This is a genomic window from Oleiagrimonas sp. (assembly GCF_027858935.1).
Taxonomy (GTDB): Bacteria; Pseudomonadota; Gammaproteobacteria; order Xanthomonadales; family Rhodanobacteraceae; genus Oleiagrimonas.
Genome location: NZ_JAQIBU010000358.1, coordinates 1 through 18599 on the forward strand (window position 1 = coordinate 1; position 18599 = coordinate 18599).

At 64.4% G+C, this 18599-nt stretch carries 17 protein-coding genes and 1 pseudogene; 13 read left to right on the top strand and 5 right to left on the bottom strand.

All coding sequences use genetic code 11. The features are described from left to right. Positions 1-6 precede the first annotated feature (6 nt). Positions 7-909, bottom strand: a complete 903-nt coding sequence (locus PF446_RS13575) for a LysR family transcriptional regulator (protein WP_298072500.1) — start codon at positions 907-909, stop codon at positions 7-9. A 99-nt stretch (positions 910-1008) separates the two neighbouring features. Between PF446_RS13575 and trpB the strand changes: the two genes are divergently transcribed. From trpB to accD, 3 genes are all read left to right on the top strand, one after another. Continuing rightward, positions 1009-2226 (top strand): tryptophan synthase subunit beta, encoded by a 1218-nt coding sequence (gene trpB, locus PF446_RS13580; protein WP_298072502.1) that lies wholly within the window; start codon positions 1009-1011, stop codon positions 2224-2226. 122 nt (positions 2227-2348) lie between these two features. After that, a complete protein-coding gene (gene trpA / locus PF446_RS13585; RefSeq protein WP_298072504.1) occupies positions 2349-3152 on the top strand; it encodes a tryptophan synthase subunit alpha in 804 nt (267 codons plus the stop codon). A 48-nt stretch (positions 3153-3200) separates the two neighbouring features. Then, positions 3201-4079, top strand: coding sequence for an acetyl-CoA carboxylase, carboxyltransferase subunit beta (accD, locus tag PF446_RS13590; protein WP_298072506.1), 879 nt, complete (start codon positions 3201-3203; stop codon positions 4077-4079). Positions 4080-4186: 107 nt separating this feature from the next. On the opposite strand, the gene PF446_RS13595 is transcribed toward accD, so the two are convergent. After that, positions 4187-5296: a hypothetical protein gene (locus PF446_RS13595; RefSeq protein ID WP_298072508.1), complete on the bottom strand. Its 1110-nt coding sequence runs from the start codon at positions 5294-5296 to the stop codon at positions 4187-4189. Positions 5297-5563: 267 nt separating this feature from the next. Between PF446_RS13595 and gltX the strand changes: the two genes are divergently transcribed. The 7 genes and pseudogenes from gltX (at position 5564) to PF446_RS13625 (ending at position 10550) form a co-directional block, all read left to right on the top strand. Continuing rightward, complete coding sequence (gltX, locus tag PF446_RS13600; protein ID WP_298072510.1) at positions 5564-6970, top strand: glutamate--tRNA ligase; 1407 nt, start codon at positions 5564-5566, stop codon at positions 6968-6970. Between the two features lie 48 nt (positions 6971-7018). Next, entirely contained in the window at positions 7019-7306 is a 288-nt protein-coding gene (locus tag PF446_RS13605) for a hypothetical protein (RefSeq protein WP_298072513.1), read from the top strand. 36 nt (positions 7307-7342) lie between these two features. After that, a complete protein-coding gene (locus PF446_RS13610) occupies positions 7343-7816 on the top strand; it encodes a Fur family transcriptional regulator (protein WP_298072515.1) in 474 nt (157 codons plus the stop codon). Between the two features lie 280 nt (positions 7817-8096). Next, positions 8097-8288: pseudogene (locus PF446_RS14415) on the top strand (MerC domain-containing protein); the annotation flags it as partial. Positions 8289-8315: 27 nt separating this feature from the next. Then, positions 8316-8453, top strand: a complete 138-nt coding sequence (locus tag PF446_RS14420) for a hypothetical protein (RefSeq protein WP_343224690.1) — start codon at positions 8316-8318, stop codon at positions 8451-8453. Between the two features lie 106 nt (positions 8454-8559). Beyond that, positions 8560-8709 (top strand): 30S ribosomal protein THX, encoded by a 150-nt coding sequence (locus PF446_RS13620; RefSeq protein WP_298072517.1) that lies wholly within the window; start codon positions 8560-8562, stop codon positions 8707-8709. A 230-nt stretch (positions 8710-8939) separates the two neighbouring features. Continuing rightward, on the top strand, positions 8940-10550 hold the full coding sequence (locus PF446_RS13625) for a GMC family oxidoreductase (protein ID WP_298072519.1): 1611 nt from the start codon (positions 8940-8942) through the stop codon (positions 10548-10550). Positions 10551-10609: 59 nt separating this feature from the next. Here PF446_RS13625 and hutI read toward each other — a convergent pair whose 3' ends face one another. The 3 genes from hutI to PF446_RS13640 form a co-directional block, all read right to left on the bottom strand. Next, the gene (gene hutI / locus PF446_RS13630; protein WP_298072521.1) at positions 10610-11842 is read right to left on the bottom strand and encodes an imidazolonepropionase; all 1233 of its coding nucleotides are present in this window, start codon (positions 11840-11842) and stop codon (positions 10610-10612) included. Positions 11843-11851: 9 nt separating this feature from the next. After that, positions 11852-13420: a chloride channel protein gene (locus tag PF446_RS13635; RefSeq protein ID WP_298072523.1), complete on the bottom strand. Its 1569-nt coding sequence runs from the start codon at positions 13418-13420 to the stop codon at positions 11852-11854. A gap of 101 nt (positions 13421-13521) precedes the next feature. After that, positions 13522-15117 carry a bifunctional GNAT family N-acetyltransferase/carbon-nitrogen hydrolase family protein gene (locus tag PF446_RS13640; protein WP_298072525.1) on the bottom strand — a complete coding sequence of 532 codons (1596 nt, stop codon included), beginning with the start codon at positions 15115-15117 and terminating at the stop codon, positions 13522-13524. Between the two features lie 85 nt (positions 15118-15202). Here PF446_RS13640 and PF446_RS13645 point away from each other — a divergent pair, with 85 nt between their 5' ends. From PF446_RS13645 to PF446_RS13655, 3 genes are all read left to right on the top strand, one after another. Further along, positions 15203-16558: a formimidoylglutamate deiminase gene (locus PF446_RS13645; protein ID WP_298072526.1), complete on the top strand. Its 1356-nt coding sequence runs from the start codon at positions 15203-15205 to the stop codon at positions 16556-16558. A gap of 101 nt (positions 16559-16659) precedes the next feature. After that, positions 16660-17649 carry an aldo/keto reductase gene (locus PF446_RS13650; RefSeq protein WP_298072528.1) on the top strand — a complete coding sequence of 330 codons (990 nt, stop codon included), beginning with the start codon at positions 16660-16662 and terminating at the stop codon, positions 17647-17649. A 3-nt stretch (positions 17650-17652) separates the two neighbouring features. Beyond that, positions 17653-18599 (top strand): MFS transporter (locus PF446_RS13655; RefSeq protein WP_298072530.1); only part of this gene is annotated, 947 nt, incomplete at its 3' end.

Genomic DNA, 18599 nt, shown 5'->3' on the forward strand with positions numbered 1-18599 from the left:
CGCTTGCTAGGTGGAGTCGGCGTTCAGTTGCGCGCGCAACCAGTGTGCCAGTGCCGGGATGTTCGGGTCACTTGAGCCGCGTGGCGCGCACAGCACCCAGATGCCTCCGGTTTCGCTGAAGCCCCATGGGGCGACCAGCCGGCCGGCGGCGATGTCATCGGCGACCAGTTGTTGCGGTGCGATGGCGACGCCAAGGCCGGCGACGGCCGCCTCGGTCAGGTAGTACAGATGCTCGAACGACTGGCCCATGGGCAGGGCCCCGGCTGGCAACCCGTGCGCTCGACACCAGGCGGGCCAGGCCTGGGGGCGTGACGCCGTATGCAGCACGGCTTCGTCGAGCAGGACTCGCGGATCGTGTTCGAGCAGGTCGCGCTCTTGCGCATACTGCGGACTCATCACGGGGCCGATGCGCTCGCTGGCCAGTTCGTGGACCTGCCATTGGCCGGGCCAGGGCGGGGCAGCGGCGACTAGGGCTGCATCCAGTCCGCTCAATGCCGCATTGGGCGGTTGCTCATTCGCGGACAGGTGCAGGTTCATCTGCGGCAGGTCGCGGCGCAATGTCTCCAGTCGCGGGATCATCCAGCGGGCCAGCACGCTACCAGGGCATCCCAGCACCAGCGCCTCGCTGCGCGCGGTTCGCTGGAGGCGACGGCTGGTGGCGCGCAGGGTGTCAAAGGCCGTGGCCACGGCATCTCGCAGCTCACGTCCATTCCCGGTGAGCACCAGGCCGCGACCGCGTCGCTCGAAAACCGGCTGTCCAAGATAGTCCTCCAGGATGCGCAGTTGACGACTGACGGCACCGTGGGTGACAAACAATTCATGTGCAGCCTGACTCACGCTTTCAAGTCGGGCTGTGGCCTCGAAAGCCCGCAATGCATTGAGTGGAGGGAGTTCGCTGGGATGTGGCATATGTGAGAAATACTAACAGGTACGCTCTATTTTATCGCTTTTCCGATGATTGCTTCGGCGCTACTGTAGGCGCCTGCTTTCCATCCCGGATCATTCCCCATGCCTTCTGTACAGATCGAGGATTTCCACGCCTACCCCGATGCCAAAGGTCGTTTTGGCGCGTATGGCGGCAGCTATGTCGCCGAGACCCTGATGGCGCCGCTGGCCGAACTGACCGAGGCCTACCTGCGGATGCGCAAGGATCCGGAGTTTGTCGCCGAACTGGACTACGACCTGGCCCATTATGTGGGACGACCCAGCCCGCTGTATCTGTGCGAACGCCTGACTCGCGAGGTCGGTGGCGCGCGTATCGTGCTCAAGCGCGAGGACCTCAATCACACCGGCGCGCACAAGATCAACAACACCGTCGGCCAGGCGCTGATGGCCCGGCACATGGGCAAGCCGCGGATCATCGCCGAGACGGGCGCAGGACAGCATGGCGTGGCCACTGCAACGGTGGCAGCAAGGCTGGGCCTGAAGTGTGTGGTCTACATGGGTGCGCGCGACATCGAGCGCCAGGCCATCAACGTCTACCGCATGAAACTTCTGGGTGCCGAGGTCAGGCCGGTCACATCCGGTTCGAAGACGCTCAAGGACGCGCTCAATGAAGCCCTGCGCGACTGGGTCACGAACGTGGAGGACACCTTCTACATCATCGGCACGGTGGCCGGCCCACATCCGTATCCAATGATGGTCCGTGACTTCAACGCCGTGGCCGGTCGCGAGGCGCGTGCGCAGATGCTGGACGAATACGGACGGCTGCCGGATGTGATCACCGCATGCGTGGGCGGCGGATCCAATGCGATCGGGCTGTTCCACGCCTTCCTGAATGATCGCGAGGTGCGTCTGGTCGGTGCCGAGGCCGCGGGCGAGGGCCTGCAGTCCGGCCAGCATGCCGCATCGCTCGCCGCCGGCCGTCCCGGCGTCCTGCACGGCAACCGGACCTATGTGCTGTGCGACGATCACGGCCAGATCACCGAGACGCACTCGATCTCGGCAGGACTGGATTATCCCGGTGTCGGTCCCGAGCACGCCTTCCTCAAGGACGTCGGTCGCGCCGAATACGTGGGCATCGACGATGCCGAGGCCATGCAGGCTTTCCATGCCCTGTGCCGCACCGAGGGCATCATTCCGGCGCTGGAGTCCAGCCATGCCATTGCCCAGGCGATCAAACTGGCTCGCGAACTCCCCAGGGATGGCCTGGTGCTGTGCAATCTCTCAGGGCGCGGCGACAAGGACGTGCACACGATTGCGGCACGTGAAGGTATCGAGTTGTAACGGGTCATGGAAAAGGCGGCGCGTACCGGTCCGGCCGGTCTCTTGAGTCGCTGCCCCAGATCCTGCCGCAACCTGCGCGAACGACGACCATCCATTCCTCAAACCCGACCTCCGGCCTCAAGATGACACGACTGCAAACCCGCTTCGCCGCCCTCAAGTCCGCCGGAAGGTGCGGATTGATTCCTTTTGTCACTGCCGGGGACCCCGGGCCTGAGCTGACCGTTCCGGTCATGCATGCACTGGTCGCTGCCGGCGCGGACGTGATCGAGCTCGGCGTGCCGTTCTCGGACCCGATGGCCGACGGTCCGGTGATCCAGCACGCCAGCGAGCGCGCGCTTGCCCATGGCGTCGGCATCAAGGATGTGCTGACGTGGGTGTCCCGGTTCCGTGAAAGGGACAGCGATACGCCGGTCGTGCTGATGGGCTATCTCAATCCCATCGAGATTCACGGCATCGAAGAATTTTCCAGGGATGCCATGGCCGCCGGGGTCGATGGCGTGCTGCTGGTGGACTGCCCGATCGAGGAGGACGAGGCGACCGTTCCGATCCGCGCGCACGGACTGCACCGGATTCTGCTTGCCGCACCGACCACGTCCGAGCAACGCCTGCTGCAGGCCTGCGAGGCGGCAGATGGTTTCCTGTACTATGTATCCTTTGCCGGGATCACCGGTGCGGCACGGCTTTCAGTGGATGCCATTGCGGATCGGGTCGCGTCGATACGGGCCCGCTCCAGTGCGCCCGTCGCGGTCGGTTTCGGGATTCGCGATGCCGAAAGTGCGCAGGCCATCGCAGCCTTTGCCGATGCGGTGGTGATCGGCAGTGCACTGGTCGATACACTGGCTGGCGCAGGGACCGAAGGGGAGGCGGCTTCGCGCGTGCAGGCGTTTCTGGCACCGATCCGCGCGGCCCTGGACGACAAGACATAACGGATCAGCAGCGGAACCGGTACGACATCGGGTTCCTGGAGAATCGACATGAACTGGCTGCAGAAACTCATGACCCCGCGCATTCGGACCGAGCATGCCAATGCCAATGCCAACGGCAAGAGCAAGGTACCGGAGGGCGTTTGGGAAAAATGCGGCGGCTGTGGCGGCGTGATCTACCGTCCCGAGCTGGAACGCCAACTGATGGTTTGTCCCAAGTGCAGTCATCACCATGCGATCACCGCACGCACGCGTCTGCTGTCGTTTCTCGACCAGGGCACCGCGGCCGAGATGTTTGCCGACCTTGAACCGCTTGATCCGCTGAAATTCAAGGATTCGAAAAAATACCGCGACCGCATGCTGGCGGCACAAAAAGCAACGGGCGAGAAGGACGCGTTGATTGCCATGCGCGGCCTGCTCAAGCAGCGTCCGCTGATGGCGGTGGCGTTCGAGTTCCGGTTCATGGGTGGTTCGATGGGCTCGGTGGTGGGTGAGAAGTTCACCCGTGCCGCCGAACGCGCGCTGGCCGAGCGCATCCCGCTGGTTTGCTTTACGGCGACCGGTGGCGCACGCATGCAGGAAGGCCTGTTCTCGCTGATGCAGATGGCCAAGACTTCTGCCGCGCTTGCGCGCATGCGCGACGCCGGAGTGCCCTACATATCGGTACTTGCGCATCCGACCACGGGTGGCGTCTCTGCGAGTTTCGCGATGCTCGGTGACATCAACATCGGCGAGCCGAAGGCGCTGATTGGTTTTGCAGGTCCTCGCGTGATCGAGCAGACCGTGCGGGAGACGCTTCCGGAAGGTTTCCAGCGTTCGGAATTCCTGGTCGAGCATGGCGCGCTGGACATGATCGTCGACCGTCGCGAGATGCGCGACAAGCTGGGCGACCTGCTGGCCCTGCTCACGCGCGCCGAACGCGTGGCCTGAAGCTTTCGAACCCGACTCCATTTGCAGCGGACATGCGTGACTTGTAAACGAGGGCCGCACGGGGAGGGTGGCCCTCGTGTATATGCGCCGGGTCGAAGACCTCGATCTCAGGCGGTGTCGCGGGCGCTGCGCGAGAAGTTTCGATTCAGGCGCGAGAGCACGTTTTCGGCGCTGTTGGCGGCCTCCACAGGCTCATTGGAGCCTTCGGGCGCGACGTAGCCCGCCAGGTAGTAGGCGTTGATGAAAGCGGCCACATCCTCGACCGGGGACTTGGCTGCCGCGGCGACTTCCTCGAGCGTGCCGGGTCGCTTCATCATTGCCGTGGCGATACGGAAATGGCGCGGGAATTCGCGTTCGATCTGCGGCCAACGGGTCAGTCGCCAGATCGCGTCCGGATCAAGATGCGGCGCGAGTTGGCCTTCGCTGGCGCTCAGGGCCGCGAACCACAGCAGGCGGACCATCGGCTGTTGCGGGCCGGCATGTTGCAACTGCTCGTCATCGGCGGCCACCGGGTGCATGTGTACAAGAGGCGCGTCAAGGAGCTTCTGGATCGGCTTGAGTTGCGGAGGCGCGCGGTACACATGCTGGGTCGGGTCAATGACCAGTTGCAGGTCTCCAGCCAACTCGACCAGCACAGGTTCGGTAATGCCACCGGTCAGCAGCAGGTCGCCCACGGTTTGCGATTCGTCGGACAGGGCATTGTCTTTGCTGTTCGCAGCGACGTCCCGGGCATCTTCGATTGCGGCCGCTGGTTCGATTTGCGATGCCGGAGTGTAAGCGACTTCTGGCTCGTGTTCGGGGAGCTTCGATACCGGGGCAGGAGCCTCGGCGACGGGTTCCGTGGCGGGTGACTGCCTTGGCGCTGGACTGGCTGTGCTGGCCGCCGCAGGAGCGGGTGCCCTGGTTGGCGCGTCACCGTTCTGCAACTGCAAAAGTATCTCCGCGAGGCGGTTACTGTCCAGCGGTTTGCGCAGCAGGATTTCGCAGTCGCGTATCGATTTCTGTTCGGTGTAGGCGACGCTATGACGGCCTTCGGCAAGGGCGCGCAGCCAGTCCATGTGACCCCAGACACTGTCGACATCGACAATCAACAGGTCACTGTTGCCACCTTCGGAAAGGCTCCATTTGTCCAGGCCTGGAGAGTCGAGAGTCGCTAGCACCTGTTTGACTTCGGCCTCGGATAGTCCGGACAAGGCAAGACTGAAAAAGGTCTTCAATATATATCCCCCTGGATGCGACCACAAAAATGGATGACGGGCCACACCATCAGCGCACACATTGTCGCGTTATTTGAGCGCGGGTCAATGCTGCGTCGCCCAGGGCGTGTCGAGTTTGCCTCTGGCACCACTGGTGTTTCCCTGCAGGGATACGGGGTTGGCTGCATACTGGATGCACTGCCGACGGGAGGCACTGGCTTTCGCAGCGGCGTGCCGTGCACTCGGTCTGGTATCCTGACGGGCTTGTCCCACGGCTTCCTTTCGACCATGAGCGTGCGTACCCGTTTTGCCCCAAGCCCCACCGGATTCCTGCACATCGGCGGGGCCCGCACGGCGTTGTACTGCTGGCTCGAGGCGCGCCATCACGGCGGGCAGTTCATCCTGCGTGTGGAAGATACCGATCGCGAGCGATCCACCGACGAAGCCGTGCAGGCGATCATCGACGGCATGCAGTGGCTCGGGCTCGAGGCTGATGAAGGCCCGGTATTCCAGACCGCACGACTTGAGCGCTACCGTGAGGTGGCCGAGCAGCTACGCGCGGACGGAAAGGCCTATTACGCCTATGAGAGCCGTGAACAGATCGACGCGATGCGCGCCGAGGCCATGTCCCGGGGCGAGAAGCCGCGCTACAACGGCTACTACCGTGACCGTGACGAGCCGTATCGCGACGACCCCAACCGCGTGCTGCGCTTCAAGAACCCCCAGTCCGGTTCGGTGGTGTTCGAGGACAAGGTCAAGGGTCGCATCGAATGGTCCAACAGCGAACTGGACGATTTCGTGCTGTTCCGCTCCGACGGTTATCCCACCTACAATTTCGCGGTGGTGGTGGACGACATCGACATGGGCATCACCGCGGTCATCCGCGGCGACGATCACGTCAACAACACGCCGCGCCAGATCAACGTCTACCAGGCCCTGGGCGCTACGGTACCGGTCTTCGCGCACCTGCCGATGATCCTCGGTGCCGATGGCCAGAAGCTTTCCAAGCGCCATGGTGCAGTCGGCGTGATGCAGTATCGTGAAGATGGCTACCTGCCGGAAGCCCTGCTCAACTACCTGGTGCGCCTGGGCTGGTCACACGGTGACCAGGAGATCTTCTCGGTCGACGAAATGGTGCGTCTGTTCGACATCGCCGAGGTCAATGCCTCGGCGGCCCGCTTCGACATGGCCAAGCTGGGTTGGTTGAACCAGCAATACCTCAAGAGCCAGGATCCGGCGTCGATCGCGCCGGAACTGGAGTGGCACCTGCAGCGTATCGGTATCGACCCGACATCCGGCCCGAATCCTGCCGCAGTGGTCACGGCGCTGTGCGACCGCGTCCAGACGCTGAAGGACATGGCCGAACGTGCGCGCGTCTGGTATTCGCCGATTACCGAATGGGATGACAAGGCGGTCAAAAAGCATCTCAAGTCGGTGACCGCGCCAAAAGTCCTCGACGCCGCTTTGCAGGCGCTGGGTGAGCTCGGGGATTGGCAGGTCGAGGCGATCCACGGGGTGGTTGCCCGTGTTGCCGAGCAGCTTGAACTGGGCATGGGCAAGGTGGCCCAACCGTTGCGCGTGGCCATGACCGGCACCCAGGTCTCGCCGTCCATCGACCAGACCATCTATCTCGCCGGTCGTGACGTGGCTCTGCACCGCATCAAGCATGCGCTGGATCTGAGCCACGCGGACTGAGCATGGACTGGCGCACCACCATCTCGACCTGCGCGGGAAGTGATTGCCATGGATGATCTTCTGGCGTGCGCAACGCACGGCGTGGACCTGTCCTCCCCCGGAGCGGCCTGGCAGGTCTTCAACAACCTGATGGCGGCGATGCCGTGGACTGCGCTGCTGTGGTTTACCTTGTTCAGCCTCGTGCTTGGCGCTGTGGTGGGCTGGTGGCGGGGGCGCCTGTGGAGCGGGATCTGGATCAGCCTGGTCATCGGCCCCATCGCCCTGCTGGTACTGTTCGCCTTGCCCTCGCGCCGAACGTCCCGCACATCCGCGGACGATCCAGCGTCGCCGCGGTGATACCATAGTGTGGCCGTTCATCCAGCCGGTCCACCCATGAGCGTGTTCTCGCACAAGCCTCATCACCATGATCACGACGCCGAGCGTTTCGTGAGCGAAGTTGTGCGTGCCAGCCGCGAACGCGGGCTGCGCCTGACACCCTTGCGCAGGGAAGTGTTGGAACTGTTGGCGCAGGCGGACAAACCGGTCAAGGCCTACGACTTGCTGGAACGCCTTCGCGACCGGCACGGCAACGCGGCGCCGCCCACGGTCTATCGGGCACTGGACTTCCTTCTTGAGCACGGTTTCATTCACAAGCTCGAATCGATCAATGCCTTTGTCTACTGCCCTCATCCGGCCGATTCGCACCAGGTGCCGTTCCTGATCTGCGATGTCTGCTCCAGCGCCGTTGAGGTGTGTGACGAGCGCGTGGCCGAACTGATCAGCGCCCAGGCGCGCGCGCTGGGCTTCAAGCCACAGGGCCAGACCCTGGAAGTGCACGGCGTGTGCAGCGACTGCCGCGAGGCTTGAACAGCATCTCCGGCCGGATGGCCCCTGGAATCCCGCGTCCGCTTGGCCGGTGCGGTGAAGTCCTTGCTTCCCGGTTAATGTTATAATATTACAATGTTGCCTCCAAGCCGCTGCCGGGCACCAAGGTCAGGTGGGCTTGCGCAACCACTGCCATGTAATGATGTATCGATTACAAAAGCATCCCATGCCCGCAATTGCCGAAACCGCCAACCCGATTGTTTCCGGCACCGAGACCCCTGCGCGTTGGTGGTCGGTGGCCGACCGATAGGGGGCAACCGCCTCGTTCCTGTGTGCAATCCACTGCGCTCTGCTGCCGTTCGTAATCGGATTGCTGCCGCTTTTGGGCCTGGAATTCCTGGCCGACCACACCTTCGAACGCTTTTTCGTGTTGTTTGCCGCTGCACTGGCCACCCCCACCTTGGTGACGGGTCATCGCAAGCATCGCCGGCGTCTTCCTCTGCTGCTGGCTTAGCCGGGCCTGTTGCTCCTGGTGCTGGGGGTGACCCTGGTCGACCTGGACACGCAGACGGCTCTGCACAGCGTGAAGGTGACCTGCGGTGGTTTGCTGGTGGCCTCGGCGCACGTGATCAACCCGCGACTGACCTGCCGCTCCCACAAGTTCTGTGCAGCGCATTGAGCGTGGTGCTGATTCCCACCTGAATCCTTTGCTGAAAGCGGCTGCCCCGACATCCGAAACTGGTCTACCATGGGTGTGTTCCGCCACCACAGACACGGAGTAGGATATGGGCAAGGGTGACAAGCGCACACGCAAGGGCAAGATCTATCGTGGATCGCACGGTGTCACGCGGCCGCGCAAAAGCAAGACCGCCGCTGCGCCGAGTGCGCCAAAGGCTGCGTCGACGGCAAAGACAGCGCGCAAGAAGGCCTCCTGATCTGGCCGTTTGTTTGGTGAAAAAGCCTCGCTGATGCGGGGCTTTTTTGTGTCTGTATTTTGATCGGCTGCAGGTGTTTGGCTGTTTTGTGGTTCCGCTCGCCTGCGCGCGAAATCCATGCCCACCTGCAAGGCAAACAGACGCGCCCCATGCACAGACGGTCGATCGACCCTATCGGAATACGAACTGGCCCCGGTATCCCTTAGACTGTTCGCGGGGAGGCGGGAACCATGCAAGACACGTTCGACCAGGATTACATCATTATCGGCTCGGGCTTCGGTGGCAGCGTCAGCGCGCTGCGACTGAGCGAGAAGGGCTATCGCGTGACGGTACTGGAAACCGGAAAACGCTGGTCGCCGGCGAACCTGCCGCGCAGCAATTGGTCGCTGCGGCGCTGGTTGTGGCGTCCTGGCCTGGGGCTTCACGGATTCTTCAACATCCGGCCGTTCCGCCATGTCATGGTGCTGCACGGAAACGCCGTCGGCGGCGGCTCGATCACCTATGCCAACACCTTGCTGGTGCCCCCCGATGACATCTGGTCACAGGGAAGCTGGGCGGGCCTGGAGGACTGGACGCGGGTGATGCCGGAGCATTTCCGCAGCGCGCAGAAGATGCTGGGCGTGGCCACCAACAAACGGCTGGACGAGGCCGACCGCAGGCTCAGGGTGATGGCCGTGGCCGCTGGCGTCGGCGATACGTTCCGACCGACCGAGGTTGGCGTCTATTTCGGTGCCGAAGGCGAGCCCGCGGGGAGCGAGCATCCAGACCCGTATTTCGACGGCAAGGGCCCGCCCCGGCGTTCGTGCATCGGATGCGGTGGTTGCATGGTCGGTTGCCGTTACGGCGCCAAGAACACACTGGACCTCAATTACCTGTACCTGGCCGAAGGCCTGGGTACGCAAGTGCACCCCGAAACACGCGTGGTAGACGTGCGGCCGATGGGCGCGGCGGATGGCGCAGACGGTTATCGCGTGACTGCAATCCAGGCCGGACGCAAGCGCACCTGGACCTGTCGCGGCGTAGTGGTGGCTGCCGGGTCGCTGGGCACGCAGGACCTGCTGCTTCGCCTGCGCGAACACAGCGCCTTGCCACGCCTCTCGGCGTGCCTGGGGGAGGGCGTGCGCACCAATGCCGAATCCCTGATCGGCGTGCGCTATCCTGGCACGAAGGTGGACCTTTCACGGGGCATCGCCATTGGTTCGGGGATCCATCTGAACGGTCGAACACACATCGAAGCCACGCGTTACCCACGAGGTTCGGATGCGATGGGTTTTCTGCTGACCGTGCTGGTGCGCGGCACCGGACGCTGGCGACGCGTCGGCGCGTGGATGCTCACGTTGCTGGCGCAGGTGGCACGGCATCCAGTGCGCACCTTGCGCAGCGTGCAGCCATTGGGATTTGCGCGAGAGACGATCATTTTCCTGTGCATGCACACGCTGGATTCCTGTTTGCGCATGCGGCTCAAGCGGCGCTGGTACTGGCCGTTCCGCAAGCGACTGGTCACCGAGGGCAAGCGCATCCCGACCTGCATCCCCGAGGCCAATGCGTTTGCCGAGGCCGCCGCAAAACTTACCGGAGGGGTGGCCGGAACATCGATCACCGAGGTGCTGTTTGATATACCGATGACCGCGCACTGCATGGGTGGCGCGGTGATGGGAGCAGACGCCGACAAGGGCGTGTGCGACAGCCGCTGTCGCGCATTCGGCTATCGCAATCTGCTGATTTGCGACGGATCGGTGCTGTCCTCCAACCTTGGCGTGAACCCGAGCCTGACCATCACCGCGGTGGTCGAGCACGCCATGGCGCATGTACCGCCGAAAGCCGGGGCATCGACAGGGTAGCCGCCGCAGTTCCCCCGTCGCTTGTAGCGCAGGCCCCGGCAGGCATGATCGAAATGCCGCTAGTATCCGTTGCGTGTCGCACCGGCAACCAAGACCTGTTCGACCAGGTTTCCACCCACCCAGTAGCACAATTCGGCTGGCGTGTGAGCGTTCCACAGCACCATGTCGGCGCGCATGCCCGCACGCAGGCGACCGCGGTCATCCAGGCCCAGCGCGCGGGCGGCATGGGCGGTCACGCCGCGCAAGGCTTCTGCTGGAGTCAGCCCGAACAGGGTGCAGGCCATGTTGGCGGCCAAACGCAATGAAAGTAGCGGTGAAGTGCCGGGATTGAGGTCCGTGGCCACGGCCATCGGCACGCCCTTGTCGCGCAGGGCAACGATCGGGGGGCGACGGGTCTCGCGCAGGGCATAGAACGCGCCGGGGAGCAGCACGGCAACCGTGCCGGCTCTGGCCATGCTGGCCACACCCGCCTCGTCGAGGTACTCCAGATGGTCGGCAGAAAGGCCATCGAACTCGGCCACCAACGCAGCCCCATGCTGGTTGGAAAGCTGTTCGGCATGCAGTTTCACCGGCAGCTGCAGGGCCCGTGCCTGCTCGAACAGCCGCCGGATCTGTGCCGGGCTGAATGCGATGTTCTCGCAGAAGGCATCGACGGCATCAACCAGACCTTCCGCGGCGAGCGCCGGCAACATCCTCTCGCAGACCTCGCTCACGTAGCCGTCGCGGTCGTCGGCAAACTCCGTCGGCAGCGCATGCAGGCCCAGGAAGCTGGTGCGCACGCTGATGCCGAGATGTTCACCGAGGCGGCGCGCCACGCGCAACATGCGTCGTTCGCTGTCCAGGTCCAGACCGTACCCGGACTTGATCTCGATCGTAGTGACCCCGTCGTGCAGCAGGCTGCGGGCCCGGGGCAGCGCAGAGGCGAACAGGCTGTCCTCATCGGCCGCACGAGTGGCTGCGACGCTGGAGGCGATACCGCCACCGGCGCGCGCGATATCCTGATAACTGGCACCCTCCAGGCGCATCTCGAACTCGTCGGCGCGCACGCCGCCGAAGACCAGATGGGTGTGGCAGTCGATCAGACCCGGAGTCAGCAGACGTCCATGCGCGTCGAGCACGCGCTCGGCATGGGTCCCCGCGGGCAGGGCGTCGTGTCGGCCGAGCCAGGCGATACGTCCGTCACGGCAACCGATGGCGCCGTCCGCGATCTCGCCGTACCCACCCTCCGGGTCGTCCAGGCTGACGATGCGAGCGTGGGTCAGGAGCAGGTCGAAACGTGGCGCGTCGGACATGGCGGTTTCTCAGCGATGGTCTCTCGGAGGGTCGTGCTCGTCGCCCTCCGGTGGCTCCGGATGCGGTTCGGGTTCGGCAGTCGACTCCAGGCCCAGTTCCTCCTGCGTCGGCTGCGTGGACATGTCCTCGAATGCGGTCGTGCGGTTGGTCGGCTCTGAGGACTTCCCGACCTCGGTGCTTGCGATCGCCTCGGCAATGGCATCGGCACGAGCCTCGTCGGCGGCCAGATCCTTGCGCTGGCGTTCCTCGAAGTCACGCACCAGGCGTTCGGCGAAGTCCTTGTACACCGGTGTCGGGCTGAACAGCGATGCCGCCGCACGCGCCAGCAGGCAGGAGGCCATGATCGGGATGATCATGCTCTGGTTGTCGGTCAGCTCCATGGCGATCACGGCCGAGGTCAGTGGCGCGCCGGTGACACCCGACAGGTAGGAACTCATGCCCAGCAGGACCACTGCTGCAGCCGGCACGCCAGGAAGGAAGTGCGCAATGTTGTGGCCCAGGCCCGCGCCGACGGCCAGTGCCGGCGAGAACAGGCCGCCCGGAATACCGGCCCAATACGAGACGGTATTGGCGAACAGCTTGTTGATACCGAACCATTGCCCCGGTGTCTGCGCGGCTTCCTGCACGAAGGCCCGTGCCTGGTCGTATCCCGTGCCATAGATGGTGTTGTGCGAGATCAGACCGAGTATCGCCAGCGCCAGTCCGCAGCCGACGGCGAAGATTACCGGCCAGCGGGCGCGGAAGCGTCCGATGTAGGCCAGCGGGCCACGCCGGCTGAGCAGCACCAGGCGGGCGAAGATGCCTCCCAGCAGACCGCCGACGATTCCGGTGGCGAGAACCGCCAGCCAGGCGTTGCCGAACGGCAGGTTGACGTCCACCGCACCGAAGTAGGAATAATTGCCGAGGACCCCCAGCGACACCACGCCGCCGACGATGACCGAAGTCAGCAGCAGACCGGAAAAGCGGTGCTCGAACGCGCCAGCCAGTTCCTCGATGGCGAACACCACGCCGGCCAGCGGCGCATTGAAGGCTGCGGCGATACCGGCCGCGCCGCCGGCCAGGATGAAACGTGAGGCGGCTTTGGGATCGGTGTAGCCAAAGCGCCGACCCAGCGAATGGAACAGTCCCGCGCCCACATGCACCGTCGGACCTTCGCGTCCGATCGAGGCGCCTACGGCCATGGCGATCAGGGTCAGCACCATCTTGCTGAGGGCGATCGGGAGGGCCAGCATGCGTTCGCGAAAACCCTGGTCCTCCACGTGCAGGGTACCGATCACCTGGGGAATGCCGCTGCCGCGTGCGGCACGCAGCTTGCCTTCGGTTGCCCAGGCCAGGATGCCGAATACCACTGGCGTCACGCACAGCGGCAGCCAGGGCTTGTAGGCGACCATTTTTTCGAACAGTCCGAACGACCAGTCGCTGGCCTTGGCGAAGACGATGGCGGCCAGTGCAACAAGGATCGCCCCCAGCCACAATGCAATGCGCCGTTTCCAGTGATGCGCGGCAAAAAACTCGTGGCCGAGCACGGCTTCAAGACGCGGATTGGTGGATTTACGCGAGGTGGAGGCGTCAGACATCCCGCCATTATTGCAAATCTTGTGTTGGCTGGGGTCGCCAATCCGCATCCGGATTTGCGGCATTTCGTCCGGGGGCGGTTCCAATCGTGCGAAAAACCGACCTAGTGCGTTCCGTCCGGCGCTTGTGATTGTGGCTTGCCGCGTCGGCGCCAGCGCGTTTCGTAGAGGTCGTAGCGGCGGTCCTTGAGGTTGGTGACCGTTCCGGAATTTCGCGCCCGTGCGATGTTGTCCAGGCTGAGGTCGGCGAACAGCACCGTCTCGATGTTGGGCGTGGAGTCGGCGGCCACGCCGTCACGCGCGAACGGGAAGTCACAGGGCGTGAGGATGCAACTCTGGCCGTACTGGATGTCGAAGTTGTAGACCCCGGGAAGGTTGCCGACGTTGCCGGACATGACCACGTAGCACTGGTTCTCGATGGCGCGTGCCTGGCAGCTGTAGCGTACGCGCAGATAGCCCTCGCGCACGTCGGTGCAGAACGGCACGAACAGCATCAACGCGCCCTGGTCGATCAGGTGGCGGGCAACCTCGGGGAACTCCGAGTCGTAGCAGATCATCACCCCGATCGGACCGCAGTCGGTCTGGATCATGCTGGCGGTATCGCCGCCGGTGATGCCCCAGACATTGCGTTCGCTGGGCGTTGGATGCAGTTTCTCCTGCTCGTGCATGGTGCCGTCGCGCAGGCAGATGTAGCACACGTTGTGGATGTCGCCGTCATCCTGCCGCGTGGGATGCGAGCCGCCGATGATGTTGATGTTGTAGCGCACTGCCAGGCGAGCAAACAGATCGCGCACCTGGGGTGTCCACTCGCTGAGCCGGCGGATGGTGTCGTTGGGCGACAGTTCCTCGTTCTCGATCGACAGCAGTTGCAGGGTGATCAATTCGGGGAAGGTGACGAAGTCGGCGTGGTAGTCGGCGGCAATGTCGGTGAAGTACTCGACCTGCTGTGCGAACTCCTCGAAAGAGGTGATACGTCGCTGCTGGTACTGCACCGAGGCCACGCGCACCGTGGAGGGCATGGGCAAGCCGCCGGAAGCGTGCGGCATGTCAGGGTGGTCGTGCAGCTCGGGGTTGCGCCAGACCATGTGCGTGGCGTAACCGAGCGACTCGTGGTCGGTGGGGACGTAATCGTGCAGCAGGCCGATCACCTCGAAACCGTTGCGCAGCTGGAAGCTCAGGGTCTGATCGCGACGACGCCCCTCGGTCACGGCCTGGACATAGTTCTCGGCACTGCTGTAGCGCTTGATCGCCTTGGCCAGTCCGGGCATGCGCCCGCCGAAAACAATGCCGCGCAGTTTCAGTTCCTTGCACAGGTTCTTGCGCGCCGTGTACAGGCGCTGGCCGATACGCATGCCGCGCATGTCAGGGTGCACCACCACTTCCATGCCGTACAGCCAGTCGCCTTCAGGGTCGTGGCGGGAACCGAAACCGCCACCGGTGATTTCCGTCCACGTATGCGGCGCCATTGCGCTCGCTTCGTCGATGCGGAACGTGGAGCAGTAGCCGACGATGCGGCCGTCGTATTCGGCCACGAACTGGCCTTCGGGGAAATGCGCCTGCTGGCCGCGCAGCATCTCGGGAGAATGGCCCCAGTCAGGGGTGTAGATCAGTGCGGTCAGCTCGACCAGTTGCGAGACGTCGCTCAGCTGCGCCTGGCGGACCATGAGGTGATGCTTGGTACGAGAATTCGTCTTGGTCATGGCGACCATTATGCCGCAGACTGCAAAATCTATCTTTTGCGCCGCTTCGTGCGACGCTGCCCGCAAGCACAAGGAGGTTACCGGAATGACTGCATCGACCTTGCGTATCGGCCATCTCTGGCGGGACGGCGGGTGGCGCCATGATGAATGTTACGGCGTGGATGCGCAGGGTTTCGTCAGCGACACCCCCAGCGGCCCGGTCTCGAATTGTTCCCGGGTTCTTCCGGGCATGCCCAACCTGCACTCGCATGCCTTCCAGCGCGCCATGGCGGGGCTGGCCGAACGAAGAGGCCCCGGCGACGACAGTTTCTGGACCTGGCGCGAGGCGATGTATGCCTTCGCTTCGCGGATCGGGCCGGAACAACTCAAGGCCATCGCTGCCCAGTTGTACGTGGAAATGCTCAAGGCGGGGTATACCCACACCTGCGAATTCCACTATCTGCACCATCAGCCCGACGGCACGCCATACGCCGATCCGGCAATGATGTCGCGGGCCTTGATCGAGGCTGCGCGCGAGGCCGGCATCGGCATGACGCTGTTGCCGGTGCTGTACATGCAAGGCGGCTTCGATGGTCGTGCCTTGAGCCCACGCCAGTCCCGCTTCGGTCTGGACGTCGACGGCTATCTCGAGCTTGTGCGGACGCTGCGTGCGGAAGAGGGGCCCATGCTGCGGGTGGGCATGGCGTTGCACTCCCTGCGCGCAGTGCCGGCGGTGGCGCTGGCCGAGGTGCTGGCGGCCGAGCCCGCGCGCGAGGGGCCGCTGCACATCCACATTGCCGAACAGATCGGCGAAGTGCAGGATTGCCTGGCTGCATACGACGCGCGGCCGGTGCAGTGGCTGCTCGACCATGCACCAGTTGATGCGCGCTGGTGCCTGATCCATGCCACCCACATGAAACCGGCAGAACTGCGCGCGCTGGCGGCCTCAGGCGCCGTGGCCGGCCTGTGCCCGACCACCGAGGCCAACCTTGGCGACGGCATCTTCTCGTTGGCGGCCTATCTGGATGCCGGCGGTGCCTTCGGCATCGGTTCGGATTCGCACATCTCGGTGTCGCCGGTCGAGGAACTGCGCTGGCTGGAATATGCGCAGCGCCTGAAGACCTGTCATCGCAACGTGGCCGCGCATGCACCGGGCGCCAGCGTCGCGCAGGTGCTATGGGATGCCGCGCTTGCGGGAGGTGCCCAGGCCTCCAATGCGCCGATCGGGTCGCTGTCCGTGGGTCATCGCGCCGACCTGCTGGTGCTGGACGAAACCTCGCCCCTGCTGGCCGCGCGTGACGATGACAGCATGCTGGAAAGCGTGCTGTTCGCGGGCAATACACCCCTGGTGCGCGACGTGATGGCGGGCGGGGCATGGGTGGTCCGCGATTTCCATCATCACGATGAAGAGCGCATTGCGGCGCGCTATCGTCATACGGTCGAAAAGCTGCTGTCGGCGTAGCGCCCTGCGTGCTGCTGCGCGGGCCTGTTGTCGCCCGGTCTTCCGGACGGGTTGGCATGCGGCGTTATCATGCACGCTTCACCAGTTTTCCGGAGCTTTCCATGAAACGACGCACGCTGGGTCCTGACGGCCCCGAAGTTTCCGCACTCGGCCTAGGTTGCATGGGCATGAGCGGGATGTATGGCACGCATGACGATGCGGCATCCATCGCGGTGATCCAGCATGCGCTCGATCAGGGTCTGGATTTCCTGGACACCGCCGATGTCTACGGCCCGCATAGCAACGAACAACTGGTCGGCAAGGCCATTGGCGATCGACGCGAGGATGCATTCGTGGCCACCAAGTTCGGATTCATGCGCGGCGCCGATGCTTCCGCGCCGATGCGGATCAATGGACGTCCGGACTACGTGCGGAGCAGTTGCGAGGCCAGCCTGAAACGCTTGGGCCTGGACCACATCGACCTGTACTACCTGCACCGCGTGGACCCGCAGACCCCGATCGAGGAGACGGTGGGTGCGATGGCCGACCTGGTGCGCCAGGGCAAGGTGCGCTTCGTGGGCCTTTCCGAGCCCTCTGCGGCGACATTGCGCCGCGCCCACGCCGAGCATCCGGTCACCGCGATCCAGTGTGAATACTCGCTGTGGACACGCGACCCGGAGGACGGTGTGCTCGATACCTGCCGCGAACTGGGCGTGGGCTTCGTGCCCTACAGCCCGCTCGGACGCGGTTTCCTCAGCGGCGCGATCCGCAGCCCGGAGGATTTTCCCGAGGACGACTACCGCCGCAACAGCCCGCGCTTCCAGGGCGAGAACTTCAAACGCAACCTGGCGCTGGTGGACAAGGTCGGCGAACTGGCCGCGGACAAAGGCTGCACGCCGGCACAGCTGGCGCTGGCCTGGGTGCTGGGGCGCGATCCGCACATCGTGCCGATTCCGGGCACCAAGCGCATCCGCTACCTGGATCAGAACATCGGCGCGCTGGATGTGGAGCTCGATGCGGCCGACCTCAAGGCCATCGACGCAGTGTTCCCACCCGATGCCGCATCCGGCGCCCGCTACACCGAACCGATGATGTCGCTGCTCAGGGGCTGAATCTTGGCCTCCGAGACCACGGTGTCCGCCGAGCCCATCCGCCACGGCAGCGCCGCATTCCGCCGCACCAACCTGGCGCTGTTCGCGGCCGGATTCTGCAATTTCAGCCTGCTGTACTGCGTGCAGCCGTTGATGCCGCTGTTTTCGCGCACGTTCCACGTCAGCGCGGCCGCGGCCAGCCTGTCGCTGGCGCTGACCACGGGCGTGCTGGCCTTCGCGTTGCTGCTGTCGGGCGCGGTGTCCGATGCGCTGGGCCGCAAGCCGGTGATGCTGGTGTCGCTGCTGATTTCCTCACTGCTGACCATGGCCGTCGCGCTGATGCCGGACTGGCACGGCCTGCTCGCCGTGCGCGCGCTGATGGGGCTTTCGCTGAGTGGTGTCCCGGCGGTGGCCATGGCCTATGTCAGCGAGGAGATGCATGAGGATTCGGTGGGTCTGGCGATGGGCCTTTTCATCGGCGGCTCGGCGGTCGGCGGCATGGGCGGTCGCCTGCTCACGGGCGTGTTCACGGACTTCTTTGGCTGGCGCGTGGCAGTGGCGGTCATCGGCCTGCTGGGTCTGGCCATGGCGCTGGTGTTCTGGCGCGCATTGCCCGAATCGCGGCATTTCCAGGCACGCCGGATGCATCCCCGTGCCCTGGGGCAGACCATGGCCGGGCTGCTGTACGACCCGGCCATGCGCTGGCTGTTCGCGGAAGGGTTCCTGCTGATGGGCACCTTCGTGACCCTGTACAACTACATCGGTTACCGGCTGCTGGCGCCGCCGTATGCGCTCAGCCCGAGTGGCGAAGGCATGATCTTCACGGTCTACCTGGTGGGCATCTTCAGTTCCAGCTGGATGGGCCACCTGGCCAACCGCATCGGCCGTCGCAAGTGTTTCTGGAGCGCATTCGTGCTGATCCTTGCGGGCATCGCGCTGATGCTGGCGCATCCGCTGGCGCTGGTGATCGC